Source organism: Rhodomicrobium lacus (assembly GCF_003992725.1).
Lineage (GTDB): Bacteria > Pseudomonadota > Alphaproteobacteria > Rhizobiales > Rhodomicrobiaceae > Rhodomicrobium > Rhodomicrobium lacus.
On the sequence record NZ_RZNF01000001.1, the window covers coordinates 29,674 to 43,042 of the forward strand.

A 13,369-nucleotide genomic window follows, 5' to 3' on the forward strand; every position below is an offset into this window, starting at 1 on the left:
GCGACTATCAGCCATGCGAGGATAGAGCAAAAAGCGCAATCACACCTTCGGGACGAAGATGAGCCGCTCGACCGGTTCTCCCTCGCAAAGATGCGATACGCAGATTTCGTCGATGTCCTCGACAGACTTCGGCGCGTACCAGATCCCCTCCGGGTAGACGACGACCACCGGCCCCGCCTGACAGAAGCCGAGACAGCCCGTCACCGTGACGGCGAGTTCCGGGTCTTGCAGCGCCTGAATTTTTGCGGAAAGCCGCTCGATCAGCGGCATCGCGCCCGAGGCCGCGCAACTGCCGCGCGGATGCATCGGCGGCCTCTGCTGCGCACAGATGAAGACGTGGCGCTTGAACACAAGCGGCAGGTCGAAGGGTCTGCCCTCGGGGGCGGTTGTGAGGGCTTCGGTCATTCGCTTCTCCTGTGCATCAGCCGCGCGCGGCAGAAGGCAAAGAGCAAGGTTCGTACCGAAAGCCCTCACAGGTGTAGAAAGAGCGAACGGTGGGGAGTGTTGCGCTGTGTAGGCCGGGGCGGGGGCTGGAACTGGACTAATTAAACAAAGCGAATGTTCCGTTCCGGCCAAAATGACGCATGCTGACCGCGCCGCTTCGGCGCCCTTCGAAGAAAAGGCGGTGCACTTTTGCACACCGCCCGCAAATTCGCGATCCCGCGAGCCGCTATTCCGAAACGATCATGATCTCCGGCGGCCCGGCGTCGTCATCCTCCGCAAGCTCGACGCCCGCGATGCACACGTCGCCGTCGATGATCGCGACAGGGATGCTTTCGAGGCTCTGGAACTTGCACTCGCCTTCGACGCAAAGCCCCGTACTCGGCTCGAACCGCGCATCATGCTGCATGCAGTGCAGATGGCGCCGCCCGTCCGACACATAGTTTTCGGACTCTTCGTAAAGCGGCCGCTTCTCGTGCGGGCAGGCGTTTACGTAGGCGTAGAACTTCCGCGCCTCGTCGCGCACGATGAGGATGGGAAAAGGCTCTTCCTTGCCATCCGGTCCGACCTTCGCAAGGGTGAAGGGCTGCACCCAGCCGGGCGCGATGTTCGCCTCGCAAACAGCGTAGACGATGGTTTCTTTGGTCTCGGTCATATGTCCGTCCCTGTGCTGGGTTGCGCCATGATCTTTTCGCGATGTGATGCAAGGAGCATGCCCCCCGGCGCGCCCTTACCTTAGAACCATTTCAGGCCGGATGCTAATCGTTTGCGCAAGGCGCTCCGCGCAGGCATGGTGCGCTCGCATAGTGTCGGGGAGGAGAGATTTTTTCCGGGAGGGACGATGAGAATTTTGCTGGCTGTTTTTGCTGCGGCACTCGTCGGCGCGCCTGCGCAGGCCGATGCCGCCGAGCCGCTCGAAGCCTGTCTCGACACGGCGAATTCGACCGTCGAAACGCGAAACTGCATCGGTCGCGATTATGAGCGAAACGACGGCGAACTGAACGCGATTTATAAACGGCTTCTCGAAAAATATTCCGCCGACGACGCCGACACCCGCGAGAGGCGGCGGCGGCTGATCGAGGCGCAGCGCTTGTGGCTTCGTTTTCGCGACGCCAATTGCAGTTGGCAGGGCGCCAAGATGATTGGCGGAACGAGCGAAGACCTGATCGTCGCCGGATGCTTGAACGATATGACGAAAGACCGGACCAAGGAATTGAAGGCGGACTGATGCAAGAAACGCCCATGAAAGGCGCCCGCGATACCGGCGGAGCCGTGGCCGGCGATTCCCTTCCTGCTGGCGAGCGGATGCCGCCCGCCTCGCCGCTGCAGGACGCGGTCGAATACCAGCGCCCGCCGCTGACCGCCACGTTGGGCCTGATCGGCGTCATCCTCGCCGTCTATCTGTGCGAAGCCGTGTTCCGCATCGCAGGAAGCGGCACCCTCTTCGATCCCGGCATCTCGACGCTCGTCGCGCTCGGCGCGCTCGACAAGAGCCTCGTCGTCGAAGGCGGCCAGTGGTGGCGGCTCTTCTCGGCGCCGTTGCTGCATGGCGGCGTGCCGCACCTTGCCTTGAACGGCCTCGCACTTCTTTTTGCGGGCGCTGCGCTGGAGCGCGTGGTCGGCCCCAGCTGGTTCGCAGCGATCTTCGTGGTCGGCGCGCTCGGCGGCGGGCTGGCCTCGCTTGCCATCAACGCGGCAGACCTGATTTCGGTCGGCGCGTCGGGCGCGATCATGGGGCTTTTCGCGGCGGCGCTCGTCATCGCTTACCGCTTTCCGAAGCATTCGCGCCAGCGGCGGCTGATGCTGTCCGGCTCGCTCGGCGTGCTCATCCCTTCGCTCATTCCGCTGTTCGACGGGCTGTTCGGGCAACGGATCGACTTTGCTGCGCATATCGGCGGCGCGGTCGCGGGTGGCATTGTGGGAGCGACGCTGCTCGGCCTCTGGCATCCGGACGGCGAAGCGCCGCCGCATCGCAAGACGGCCCTTCTCGTGGCGGTACTCGGCCTGTGTGGCGCGATATTCGCCGCTTCGCAGGTCGCGGCGACCTACAGTTCGCAGACCCTGGCCGTCTTCATCATCCCGGATGCAAGGCTACCCAAGGGCATCGACGAGATACGGACCCGTTCGGCGGAACTTCTCGCCGAGTTTCCCCGCGATCCCCGCTCGCATATCTACCGCGCCGTCACCCTGCAAGGCGACAACGACAATGCCGGCGCGGAACGCGAATGGCGCGCGGCTCTTGCCGACCGCGAGATGCTGCGAACGTTCTTCAAGCCCGAGCTTGAGCATCTGATCCGGGTGAACCTTGCGCTGCTCCTGAAGGATAGCGGGCGGCGGGCGGAGGCCGCCGAGATGGCAAGCCCGGTCTGCGCCTCCAGCGGCGAACGCCAGATCCTGCTCGAAAATGCGGGGCTTTGCCCGCGATAAGCTACATTGATCTTAATCATCGATTCGGGTAAAGATTTAAAAACTCCGAACACGGATCAATGTCTTGAAGAATCGTGCCGAAGAAGCTCGTCGCAGCACGATGAGCAAAAAATATGGCAAGCTCCTCTCGTCCATGAGAGATAATCCGAAGTCGGACTGGACGATCGAGGATATCCAAAAAATATGTGATAATGTCGGTGTAGCGTTATGGCTCCGACAAGGGGATCACATTAAAAGATAGCAAGTGACCTTGTGAGTCAGTACGTGTTAACGATACCTTATAACAGACCGATCAAAGCACCTTATATAAAGCAGTTTGTTAAGCTCATCGATGCTCATATCGAGCGTTGTATGAAAGGTGGAGAGAGATGACTGACGCTACCTATCCGGCAGTTGTCATCAAGCTTCCTGAAAAGGATGGTGGCGGATTTCTAGCATATGCCCCTGATTTACCGGGATGTATGTCAGATGGAGAAACCGATGCTGAAGCTCTGCAATATTTAAGGCTTGCCGTAGACGAATGGTGCGACGAGGCTAAAAGGCTGGGAAGAGACGTACCCAAGCCTGGGTCTGCTGCGAAAGCTGCGCAGACCCACCGGGAAGATGTGGCTCATTTGGTTAAGCTGCAGACGGAACGTTAGAAAAGCGATAAGCTTTAATCAACGATCTCAATTCCGAGCTTGATGCTGTTAGATCGCGCGTAGAAGATATAATGTCTTCTGATCGGTATCTTCTACGCCAAGCGGGTTGGGACGACGATGCGTTACCTGTGACTGCGGCAGCATACGCAGTTTGCTTACGATACAATTGAGTTTTCGTTTTATTAACGCGTGATGTTAGCCCAACCGTTGACGGGATTGACGTCGACGGCCACCTCGACCTCATGCTCGCCACCGCCGAGCAGCACGCCGCTGACGGGACTTACATCCTGAAAGTCGCGCCCGAAGGCGATGGCAATATGCTCCTCGCCCGGGATCATGTTGTTCGTCGGGTCGAAATCGACCCAGCCGATTTCCGGCGACCAGACCGAAATCCACGCATGGCTCGCATCCGCGCCGACAAGCTTCGGCTGCCCGGCGGGCGGATAGGTGAGCAGGTAACCGCTTACATAGCGGGCGGCGAGGCCCATCGTCCTCAGGCAGGCAATTTCGAGATGAGCGAAGTCCTGGCACACGCCGCGCCGGATGCGGAGCACTTCCTCGACCGAGGTCGCGGCATCGGTCGCGCCGCTCTCATATTTGAAATCGCGGTTGATGCGCGCCGTCAGATCCTGCACGGCTTCGAGCATCGGGCGGCCTTCCACGAAGCTCGACCGCGCAAATTTGTGGATGTCGCGCGACGGGCGGATGAAGCGCGAGGGGCAGGAATACTGGATGGCCTCGAACGTCTCCGGGCCGAGATTGGCGCGAAGTTGCGCGGCGACGTCGTTCCAGCTTGCCGTGCGGTGCGTATCGATCGGCGCGGGCGCGAACACCTCGACCTGCGCGCGCGAATGGATCAGCAATTCGCGGTGATCCTGCTCGATGGCGATGAGCGAGACGGGGTTGCCGAAATCGTCGATCATCTCCGCCTTGGAGGCGGGTGCCGGATCGATGATGAGGCTGTGCCGCGAGACGGTCTGGCGATAGTGGGAGCGGGGCGTCAGGTGCAAGACATGGTGGGACTGCGAAACCGGCGCCGAATAGCGATACGTCGTTCGATGACTGATCTCGAAATTCATGAATGGCTACCGAAGCGGGTGTAGACGCGCCGAAGCTCGTCTTCGGTCAGGTTGAAGTAACGGCGCGTAATCGCTTCGGAAAGCTTCGGCAAGCCCGAAATCAGGGCGCCCAGCAACTCCTGAAGCTCGACGCGCCGGCCGGACGCGTCGGCATGCTCAAGGCTCGCGACCTTTGCCAGGCGCACCTTCGTCAGGAGTTCAAGAATGAGCCGCTGTTCTTCATTGTGCGGCGCATGGGGCGACGCCTGCGGAAGCGCCTGAAGATGATCCGTGATCGCGCAGAGCTGGAAGCCGATACCGCGCGGGTTCGCCTCGTCCACCATGAGAAGGTCGAGCACGAGCGAGAGGATCGGCGCGAACAGATAGCGCTGGCGGAAGGTGATGGTGCTGTCCGCCACGTTCAGCACGAAGAAGAGGCGCGCCGTCTCGTCGTCCTCGCGCCGCACTTCGCCGAACAGCGCCAGAAGCAGTTCTGCCAGATTATAGGCGCGTTCGAGCCGCCGCCCGATGTCGGTAAAGCGCCAGCCGTAGTTCCGCGTCATGTTCTCGGCGGTCAGCCCGTTGAGCGACGCCATGGTGACGATGCCCGCGTTGAGCCTGTCGAGCAGCTTCACCGAGTCGGAGAGGTCGTTCGCCTGCGGAGACGCGATGTTCGAGAAGCGGAGCAGCGTCTGCCACACCTCCAGCGAAAGGCGCTCGCGCACGATGCTGCCCACGCGCAGCATGTTGCTTTCGAGGCCAGGCAGGCTGTGCGAGCGCCCGGGGGCGGTCATCAGCAGGCGCACCGATTGCTCGATGGCGCGCGGATCGTGGCCGATCCCCGCCGCCGAAGCGGGTTGATCCTTCGACAGGATGAGTTCGAGCGCGCGCCGTCCGCCCGCACCGATGGGCACCGTGCCGGAGTCCTCCGAGCGGCTCAACGCACCGCGCATGAGACGCATCACCCAGTCCGCGCGCTCGCAATAACGGCCGAGCCAATAAAGGTTGTCCGCGATGCGGCTTCTGAGGCCGATGCCCGCGCGCAGCACGCGCGCCACCTCGGCGGCCGGGCGCATCAGCGAGATATGCGGTGGCATGACATCGTCGTCGGAGGCGATCCACACGTCGCGCGAATGACCGTCGCGCGCCGACATGGCGACGCCCGGCGTTCCGTCGAGCGACATGGCGAGACCGCCCGGCATCACGCGATAGTCGCCATCGATTCCGGCCACGAACAGCCGCATCGCGAAGCGGCGCGATGTCAGCCCTTCGGCCGTCCAGGACGGCGCATAGGCGCTGTCCGAACGCTCCTCGGCCACATAATCCTGCCCGTTCACATCGAGCTCGAAGCGCAGCGCGTCGAGCGCCTTGGGCGTCAGCGTTTCGAGCATGATGCCGACTTCGGCGCGGCCCGGGCGCCCCGTGCCCTCATGCGCGTGGCGGATCACGAAGCGCTCGGGATGCGCGAACACGAAGACGCGCGATTCCATGTCGCCGAGCCAGCGGCGGTGCGTGTCGTGGAGCACCAGATCCTGCCCGAGAAGCGCGCGGCTGATGTCGGGCAGAAGCGGCCCGAGCCCCCGGTTCTCCATGATCGACGAGCCAAGGAAGTTCATCATCAGGCGCGGATTGCGCCTGAGCGCCTGCACGAGCCCGACCGGACCGGCAAAACCGTTCGGATCGAGTTCGAGCGGATCGCAATGCGAACCTTCCACGCAGCGGATGATGAGATCGATGGGCTTCAGCCCTTCGAGCGTCTTCATGTACACGCGGCTGCCGATCACGCGCAGATCGCCGCCTTCCACGAGCTGGAAGCCGAGATAGCGCGAAAGATAGGCGTGGCTGAAATAGTCGTCGTGCCTCGGACCGGGGGTAAGCAAAGTGATGAGCGGGTCGTCGCGCTCGATGCGCTGCAGAAGTTCGGTCTGAATCTGCTGGAAATGCGAAGCGAGCCGGACCGCGCGACAGTCTCGGAAGACGTCGCCCATGAGCTGGCCGTGCAGCAGCCGGTTCGCCAGAGCAAATCCCACGCCCGCCGGCGTCTCGGCGTGCACATCGATGATGCGCCATTCGCCGCTTGCGTCCCGTATGAGGTCGGCGGCGAAGAAATTGATGAGATGCCCGGTGTTTTTCGGCTCGCGACAGGCGCGAAGGAAGGCCGGATCGCTGAACACGAGACGCGGCGGCACACGGCCCGAGCGAAGCAGGGTTTGCGAGCCGTAGAAGTCCTTGGCCATCATGTCGCAAAGCTGCGCCCGCTGGATGAGGCCGCGTTCCAGCATCGCCCACTCGCCGGCCGAAATCATGATGGGAATGAGGTCGATCGACCAGGGCTGGCGGCTGCCGGGCTCGGCGAAGAGGTCGTGCGCTATGCCATTCTCGGCGACGAGGCGGCGAAGCCGCTCCTGACGCTGCGCCTGCTCCTCAAGGGGAATTGCGCCGAAAGCCTCGGAAAACGCGCGCCACTGAGGCCGGATTCTTCCGTCGGCATCGATGGCTTCGTCGTGCCCGACCGTCGGCGGCGTGTAGGCTGCAAGCAAGTCCTGCGGCATAATGGGATTTTGCACCGTGCTGCTCATGGCCTGCACTTAAGCTTCCCCCGGCATTGCCGGAGGACACCATCCGTTTCGGTCGATCATTTCGCCCCCAAGCGGCCGTGGAATGCTTCCAGTTTCACCCAATTGTAACATTCCTTCCGGGGCTTCGCCAGCGTGGCGGTTGGAAACGCTAATAATGTTGCGCCTTTGGCAAAAAATGATTGCCGTCGGATGCGACAAGGCGGCGCGGAGTGCGAGCGCCATGCGTTCGGACAACTCCGCTCCAGCCTGGCGTTTCGGTCTCAAGAAAATCGACGGCGCCCGTCGTTCGACAATCCGGATAATAAACAAGTTTCTTCGGGGATCTGAGCCTGCATCATCTGCGCGCTCCATGACAAGCCCGAACGCCAGGTGATCGAACACCGGCGCCAAAAGAAATCCCCGACGCAAAAGCGTTGGTGATGGCAGCTGCTCTTCAAGCGAGGAGAGGCCGCCGCAAGTCGCTAGTGGAGCGAATTTGACATTTGAGTCCCGGTGGCTGCGCGCTCTAGCTCAAATGTCAAATTCAATAGCTCCACTAGAATCATGATGTGGCTCGTGGTCCTTTCGATTCCGACATTTGCTCGCAAGCGTGCTGCAAGCGGATGCAAATGTCGGAATCGGATCACTAGAACAGCTTCAGGCCCGGAGGCAGAGGCAGACCCGCCGTCAGCGCCTGCATCTTCTCGGCCATGACCTGCTCGGACTTCTGCTTTGCGTCGTTGTGGGCGGCAACGATCAGATCTTCCAGAATTTCGGCTTCCTCCGGCTTGATGAGGCTCGGATCGACGGACAGACCGGCCATCACACCCTTGCCGGTGAGCCGCACGCGGACGAGTCCGCCGCCCGAGGTGCCTTCCACCTGCATGGTCTCAAGCTCGGTTTGAAGCTCGGCCATCTTGGTTTGCAGTTCTTGCGCCTGCTTCATCATCGACATGATGTTTTTCATTAGGAAACCTCTCCTTGGTTCGGTTCAGAAGCCTCGGCCGAAGCCCGGAACCCATTCTTGCTCAACGACCGATCCGCGCCGGACGATCCGCCGGGCGCTCTCAATCGAGCTTTCGCACATCCGTTATCTCGGCATCCGGGAAATGATGAAGAATGCTCTTCACCGCAGGATGCTTGCGAATCTCTTCCTTGGCCTGCGCCTTTTCGTCCCTCATGCGCGCGCCGAGCGGGGCAAGCCCGCGCTCCTCCGAGAGCGAAACGATCCAGCGCTCGCCGGTCCAGGCTTGCAGTTTCTTCGCAAGCTCGGGAGCGAGCGACTGCGGCGCGCCTTCGAGAAGATGCAGTTCAAGAAAGCCAGAGCCGAATTTCACGAGTTCGACCTGTTCTTCAAGCGCGATTTTGAGCTTGATGTCGCGGGTGGCTGCGGCCTCGGCAACGATATCCTCGAAAGATCCGAAGCGGGGCGCGGTTTCTTCCGGGGCCTGAACGATGCGCGCGACAGCCTGTGCCCCTTCGTTTCCTCGTGAGGCGATTGCGCGGGGGCGCGCGGCATCGAAACCGGCGGTCGGCGACGGCGCGCCTTGAGCCGAATCGCGGACTGCGGCTCGTTCGCCACCCTTCAGATCTCCGATGACATCGGCGGGTGACGGCAACTGCGCCGTATAGCACATGCGGATGACGAGCATCTCTGCTGCCGCAAAGGGACGCGGCGCGCGCGCAGTCTCATCCAGCCCCTTGAGAAGCATCTGCCAGGCAACGGCGAGGCGGGGAACCGGAAGCGCCGCCGCGAGACGGTCGGCGCGCGCGCGATCCTCGGCCGACAGGTCCGGCGGATAGGCGCCCGGAAGCACCTTGAGGCGCGACAGCGCATGCACCGCGTCGGCCGCGTCGGAAATGATCAGTGAAGGGTCAGCGCCCCGCTCGTTCAACGCCCCGAGTGCCGTGAGCGCGCCCGCCGCATCGCCATCGAAGATGCGCTCCAGCAGATCGAAGATCGCGGCGCGGCCCGAAAGGCCCAGCATGTCGAGCACCGAGGAGGCGGTGAGGCGGCCTTCGGCCATGGTCAGCGCCTGATCGAGCAGCGACAGCCCGTCGCGCACGGAACCTTCCGCCGCCCGCGCGATCAGCGCCAGCGCCGCTTCATCGGCGGCGTAGCCTTCCTTTTCGAGGATGTGCGCGAAATGGGCGGAAAGAAGCTCCGGCTCGACTCGGCGCAGGTCGAAGCGCTGGCAGCGCGACAGGATCGTGACGGGGACTTTGCGGATTTCGGTCGTTGCGAAAATGAACTTCACATGCGGCGGCGGCTCTTCGAGAGTCTTCAGAAGCCCGTTGAAGGCGGACTTGGACAGCATGTGAACTTCGTCGATGATGAACACGCGGTAGCGCGCCGACGCCGGCTTGTAACGAACCGCCTCGATGATCTCGCGAATGTCGTCGATGCCGGTGTTGGAGGCGGCGTCCATTTCAAGCACGTCGACATGGCGGCTCTCCATGATGGCCTGACAATGGCGGCCGAGTTCGGCGATGTCGAGCGTCGGGCGGTCCGGCAGACCGTCGCGCTCGTAATTCAGCGCGCGGGCGAGGATGCGGGCGGTGGTGGTCTTGCCCACGCCGCGAACGCCCGTCAGCATGTAGGCCTGCGCGATGCGGTCCATCGCGAATGCGTTGCGCAGCGTGCGGACGAGAATGTCCTGACCGATGAGATCGTCTAGCGTGTGCGGACGGTATTTGCGCGCGAGGACGAGATAGGATTGCGCCTTGCCCGAAACTTCGGAGGTGGGGAGCGCCGAGGCGTTATCGCTGTTGCTCATGTCCCAGATCCGGCAGGCGGACCGTCATGCGCCCGATCATGGTGCCGCGACGGCGGCATCAAAGCCTTCTGTCGCAGAAGCAACTGCGACGACCGCCAACAACAAGGCGGTAAAAGAAAAGCCGCGAAAGACGGCGGTGAGAGGCTGGACAGCAACCCGCATCGGATTCGTTAGGGCTGCTTCCTTCCGGACCTGACCCGGTTGGCGAGCGATACGCCTGCGCCAACCTCCCGCCCCCTATATCGCCGTTTCGCGCGTCTCTGGCAAGAGGGCTTTGCGTTCAGCCTTGGCCGCGCGCTTTTTTTCGCATTTGCAGCCGGGCCCGCATGGCGGCTTCTTCGTGCATTTCTGCCTTTTCCGGCGGTCACGGCCATTTTCATCCGTGCGGCTGAGGCTCCTCCAATGGGCTTTCAGCCGTGCGTGGAACGCTTTCGGCTTCTCCGCGTAGAGGTGCTTGCCGCGCTCCTTCGCATCGGCCAGCAGCGCGGCCTGCTTCTCATCGATAAACCGCAGAAGCGTATTGACGTCGGAAGGCGAGCGAAACACCGCGCGATTTTGCTCGATCATGTCGCGCAACACCGCGAGGTCGTGATGGAGGCCGAGCGCGTCCGAAAGCGTCTTGGCAAGTTTCGAGCGGGCCTTCGCTTCCCTTGGCCACGCCGTTCTCAGAAGCAGCGTTTGACGCCAATGGCGCTGCACCTGTTTTCGCCACTCGTGGAGATCCTCGGCGTGTCCGGAAGCGAGCGCTTTCTTCATCGCGCGGCGACCGCGCTTGTATGTTCGCACCGCGGCGCCGAGCAAATCCTTTACGGAAGCGTCGCCGAAATCGAACTGGAAGAGACCCGCTTTCGCCTTGGCGACTTCCGCGATGGCATTTCCGATCTTTTCGGAAACCGCCCGCTCCAACGCATTCCCGCGCCTTGCCTCAAGCCATGAAGACAGATCGGAGAAAAGCCGTTCGTGGGAAGCGTCCGCGAATTCCGCGCGGAGCGTTTCAGCCGCGCCCACGGCCACCTGCGCGTCGCGGCTGGCGGACAGAAGCCGTCCCGCATGCGAAATCAGCCCCTGCGAGATTCGGGCCGCGTCGCCTCTATCTGCCGTTTTCACGAGAGCGATAAGCGCGCGGGTACGTTTGAAATGCCGCCGCGCCGCATGGACGGCCGTTTCGTCATGCTCGGCGCCCATGAGCCTTTCAATCGCGGCGTCCAGTTGCTCGCAGCCTACCGAAGAAACCGATTGGCTCAATGGCTCGAACAGATTTAGGCGATAATTCACTTGAGTATGCTCTGGACGAGGGATTGTTTTTTCAAAATCGGGTTTGCATGCCAGCTCGTCAAGCGGCTGAAGCCCTATGCCGCCTTGAGCATCGGCTCGGGGATCTTTGCCGGTTCGCGTTCGCGGTCGCCCTGACGCCAGTGCAGGATTTCGATATGCCCATCCGCGTGTTCGGCTATGGCTGTGCAGTTTTCCGTCCAGTCGCCGCAATTCAGATAGCGGACGCCATCGATCAGCCGGTCGGCGGGATGGTGGATGTGACCGCACACGACACCGTCGAAGCCGCGACGCTTTGCCTCGCCCGCGAGCGCCACCTCGAACTCGTCGATGAACGCAGCCGCCGCCTTGACCCGCGTCTTGACATAGACGGAGAGCGACCAGTGACCGAAGCCGAGCTTGCGCCGCAGAAAGTTCAGCGGACCGTCGCACCACAGCATGAACTCGTAGGAGCGGTCGCCGAGAAAGCGCAGCCACTTCGCGTAGCGCACAACCACGTCGAACTCGTCACCATGCAGCACGAACAGCTTGCGGCCGTTGGCTGTCGTGTGCACGCAATCGCGCGCGATCTCGATGCCGCTGAAGCTCATGCCGCAATAGGCGCGCAGCGCCTCGTCATGATTGCCGGGCACATAGACGATGCGCGTGCCGGATTGCATGCGCTCCAGAAGAAGTTGCAGGATTTCGTCGTTGCCGCCGGGCCAGATCACGCCGCGCTTCAGGCGCCAGAAATCGATGATGTCGCCGACGAGGTAAATCGTCTCGGCGTCGTGGTTTCTCAGGAATTCGATCAGCCCGTCTGTCTTCGCGGCGCGCGTGCCAAGATGCAGATCCGAAAGGAAGAGCGCGCGATAACGCTTTTCGCCGAACCGGATCACCGGCGCGTTCCGAAAGAAGCCATGCATCAGCGTGTCCCTCATCCCCTTGGCTTACGTTGGAGAGAAAACGGCACTTGCATTGCAACCGTGTGACAGCCGGACCTTTCGATCGGGCGGCCCACAACGTGCCCGGGTGCGGGCGAGAAAGCCGCAGGCAAGCCTCCTTCCCTGTCCCGCTTCGCCGCGTGACGCGATCCGCGCGACGCCCCTTGCATCTTGACGCGCGCGCCGTAATTTTGGGCGCAAGCGAAACGCCCGACCCCGCAGAGTCGATCTGGAGACCGCATGTCCGCCACCGAACCCGATCCGAACGAAGAATTCTACCGGGGCCTCAGAAAGCCCAGCATCGCCGCCGAGATCCTTTCGGAAGCGCTCCCCTACATGCAGCGCTACGATCAGGCGACCGTCGTGATCAAGTATGGCGGCCACGCGATGGGCGACGCGAAGCTCGCGGAGAGTTTCGCGCGCGACATCGTCATGCTGGAGCAGGCGAGCGTGAAGCCGGTAGTGGTCCATGGCGGCGGCCCCCAGATCGCGAAGCTTCTGGCGCGCCTCGATATCAAGAGCGAGTTTTCGGGCGGCCTCCGCGTGACCGATGCCGCCACCGTCGAGGTGGTGGAGATGGTGCTCGCGGGCTCCATCAACAAAGGCATCGTGGCGGAGATCAACGCGCTTGGCGGCCATGCCTGCGGCATCTCCGGCAAGGACGGCAATCTGATGATTGCGAAGAAGCTCACGCGAACCGAGATCGATCCCGATTCGGCGATCGAGCGCGTGGTGGACCTCGGCTTCGTCGGCGACCCGGAGGAAGTGAACCCGCGCATCGTGGAGGTTCTCGCGCAGAACGAGATCATTCCGGTGGTCGCGCCCCTGGGCCTCGCGCGCGACGGCACGACCTACAACATCAACGCCGACACGTTCGCGAGTGCGCTCGCGGGCGCGCTCAAGGCGAAGCGGCTGCTTCTTCTCACCGACGTGGCGGGCGTGCTCGACAAGAACAAGAAGCTCATCCATCGCCTCACCGTAAGCCAGGCGCGCGCGATGATCGCGGACGGCACCATCTCCGGCGGCATGATCCCGAAGGTGGAAGGCTGCATCAACGTCATCAAGCAGGGGGTGGAAGGCGTCGTGATTCTCGATGGCCGCGTGCCGCATGCGGTGCTGCTGGAGCTGTTCACCGAGCACGGCGTCGGCACGCTGATCGAGCGGGACTAGGAGATGAGGCCGGGGCGACCCGGCCTTCTCTTTGCAAGGGGTGCCTGTCGTGCGAGCCGAAGCTTGACGCGTAGCCGGATCGAGGCAGGCGCACTATATGTG

12 protein-coding genes and 1 other RNA gene are annotated in these 13,369 nt (G+C 62.5%); 4 read left to right on the top strand and 9 right to left on the bottom strand.

From position 1 onward, the window contains the following. Positions 1 to 39 precede the first annotated feature (39 nt). Positions 40 to 405, bottom strand: a complete 366-nt coding sequence (locus EK416_RS00160; RefSeq protein ID WP_127075118.1) for a (2Fe-2S) ferredoxin domain-containing protein — start codon at positions 403 to 405, stop codon at positions 40 to 42. A gap of 265 nt (positions 406 to 670) precedes the next feature. Further along, positions 671 to 1,096, bottom strand: coding sequence for a Rieske (2Fe-2S) protein (locus EK416_RS00165; protein WP_127075120.1), 426 nt, complete (start codon positions 1,094 to 1,096; stop codon positions 671 to 673). 186 nt (positions 1,097 to 1,282) lie between these two features. Between EK416_RS00165 and EK416_RS00170 the strand changes: the two genes are divergently transcribed. From EK416_RS00170 to EK416_RS00180, 3 genes are all read left to right on the top strand, one after another. Beyond that, the gene (locus EK416_RS00170; protein ID WP_164729776.1) at positions 1,283 to 1,669 is read left to right on the top strand and encodes a lysozyme inhibitor LprI family protein; all 387 of its coding nucleotides are present in this window, start codon (positions 1,283 to 1,285) and stop codon (positions 1,667 to 1,669) included. Beyond that, entirely contained in the window at positions 1,669 to 2,868 is a 1,200-nt protein-coding gene (locus tag EK416_RS00175; protein ID WP_164729777.1) for a rhomboid family intramembrane serine protease, read from the top strand. Before EK416_RS00170 ends, EK416_RS00175 begins: the two co-directional genes overlap by 1 nt. 368 nt (positions 2,869 to 3,236) lie before the next feature. Then, positions 3,237 to 3,509, top strand: coding sequence for a type II toxin-antitoxin system HicB family antitoxin (locus EK416_RS00180; RefSeq protein WP_127075126.1), 273 nt, complete (start codon positions 3,237 to 3,239; stop codon positions 3,507 to 3,509). Positions 3,510 to 3,691: 182 nt separating this feature from the next. Here EK416_RS00180 and EK416_RS00185 read toward each other — a convergent pair whose 3' ends face one another. The 7 genes from EK416_RS00185 to EK416_RS00215 form a co-directional block, all read right to left on the bottom strand. Further along, on the bottom strand, positions 3,692 to 4,588 hold the full coding sequence (locus EK416_RS00185) for a transglutaminase family protein (protein WP_127075128.1): 897 nt from the start codon (positions 4,586 to 4,588) through the stop codon (positions 3,692 to 3,694). Next, the gene (locus EK416_RS00190; protein WP_164729778.1) at positions 4,585 to 7,119 is read right to left on the bottom strand and encodes a circularly permuted type 2 ATP-grasp protein; all 2,535 of its coding nucleotides are present in this window, start codon (positions 7,117 to 7,119) and stop codon (positions 4,585 to 4,587) included. Before EK416_RS00190 ends, EK416_RS00185 begins: the two co-directional genes overlap by 4 nt. 652 nt (positions 7,120 to 7,771) lie before the next feature. Further along, entirely contained in the window at positions 7,772 to 8,092 is a 321-nt protein-coding gene (locus EK416_RS00195) for a YbaB/EbfC family nucleoid-associated protein (RefSeq protein WP_127075131.1), read from the bottom strand. A gap of 100 nt (positions 8,093 to 8,192) precedes the next feature. Next, a complete protein-coding gene (locus EK416_RS00200) occupies positions 8,193 to 9,902 on the bottom strand; it encodes a DNA polymerase III subunit gamma/tau (RefSeq protein WP_127075133.1) in 1,710 nt (569 codons plus the stop codon). A gap of 135 nt (positions 9,903 to 10,037) precedes the next feature. Then, positions 10,038 to 10,134: signal recognition particle sRNA small type (gene ffs, locus EK416_RS00205), an RNA gene on the bottom strand. Positions 10,135 to 10,139: 5 nt separating this feature from the next. Further along, positions 10,140 to 11,177, bottom strand: coding sequence for a CHAD domain-containing protein (locus EK416_RS00210; protein WP_127075135.1), 1,038 nt, complete (start codon positions 11,175 to 11,177; stop codon positions 10,140 to 10,142). A gap of 74 nt (positions 11,178 to 11,251) precedes the next feature. Next, positions 11,252 to 12,079 (bottom strand): UDP-2,3-diacylglucosamine diphosphatase, encoded by an 828-nt coding sequence (locus EK416_RS00215; protein ID WP_127075137.1) that lies wholly within the window; start codon positions 12,077 to 12,079, stop codon positions 11,252 to 11,254. 258 nt (positions 12,080 to 12,337) lie between these two features. On the opposite strand from EK416_RS00215, the gene argB reads away from it, so the two are divergent. Next, positions 12,338 to 13,267, top strand: a complete 930-nt coding sequence (gene argB / locus EK416_RS00220) for an acetylglutamate kinase (protein ID WP_181952102.1) — start codon at positions 12,338 to 12,340, stop codon at positions 13,265 to 13,267. Positions 13,268 to 13,369: the final 102 nt, after the last annotated feature.

What these genes read in the sequence shown, in the direction of transcription:
- EK416_RS00160 (WP_127075118.1), bottom strand. Translation starts at nt 405, where the DNA reads ATGACCGAAGCCCTCACAACCGCCCCCGAGGGCAGACCCTTCGACCTG.
- EK416_RS00200 (WP_127075133.1), bottom strand. Translation starts at nt 9,902, where the DNA reads ATGAGCAACAGCGATAACGCCTCGGCGCTCCCCACCTCCGAAGTTTCG.
- EK416_RS00170 (WP_164729776.1), top strand. Translation starts at nt 1,283, where the DNA reads ATGAGAATTTTGCTGGCTGTTTTTGCTGCGGCACTCGTCGGCGCGCCT.
- EK416_RS00180 (WP_127075126.1), top strand. Translation starts at nt 3,237, where the DNA reads ATGACTGACGCTACCTATCCGGCAGTTGTCATCAAGCTTCCTGAAAAG.
- EK416_RS00195 (WP_127075131.1), bottom strand. Translation starts at nt 8,092, where the DNA reads ATGAAAAACATCATGTCGATGATGAAGCAGGCGCAAGAACTGCAAACC.
- EK416_RS00190 (WP_164729778.1), bottom strand. Translation starts at nt 7,119, where the DNA reads ATGCCGCAGGACTTGCTTGCAGCCTACACGCCGCCGACGGTCGGGCAC.
- EK416_RS00185 (WP_127075128.1), bottom strand. Translation starts at nt 4,588, where the DNA reads ATGAATTTCGAGATCAGTCATCGAACGACGTATCGCTATTCGGCGCCG.
- EK416_RS00215 (WP_127075137.1), bottom strand. Translation starts at nt 12,079, where the DNA reads ATGCATGGCTTCTTTCGGAACGCGCCGGTGATCCGGTTCGGCGAAAAG.
- EK416_RS00165 (WP_127075120.1), bottom strand. Translation starts at nt 1,096, where the DNA reads ATGACCGAGACCAAAGAAACCATCGTCTACGCTGTTTGCGAGGCGAAC.
- argB (WP_181952102.1), top strand. Translation starts at nt 12,338, where the DNA reads ATGTCCGCCACCGAACCCGATCCGAACGAAGAATTCTACCGGGGCCTC.
- EK416_RS00175 (WP_164729777.1), top strand. Translation starts at nt 1,669, where the DNA reads ATGCAAGAAACGCCCATGAAAGGCGCCCGCGATACCGGCGGAGCCGTG.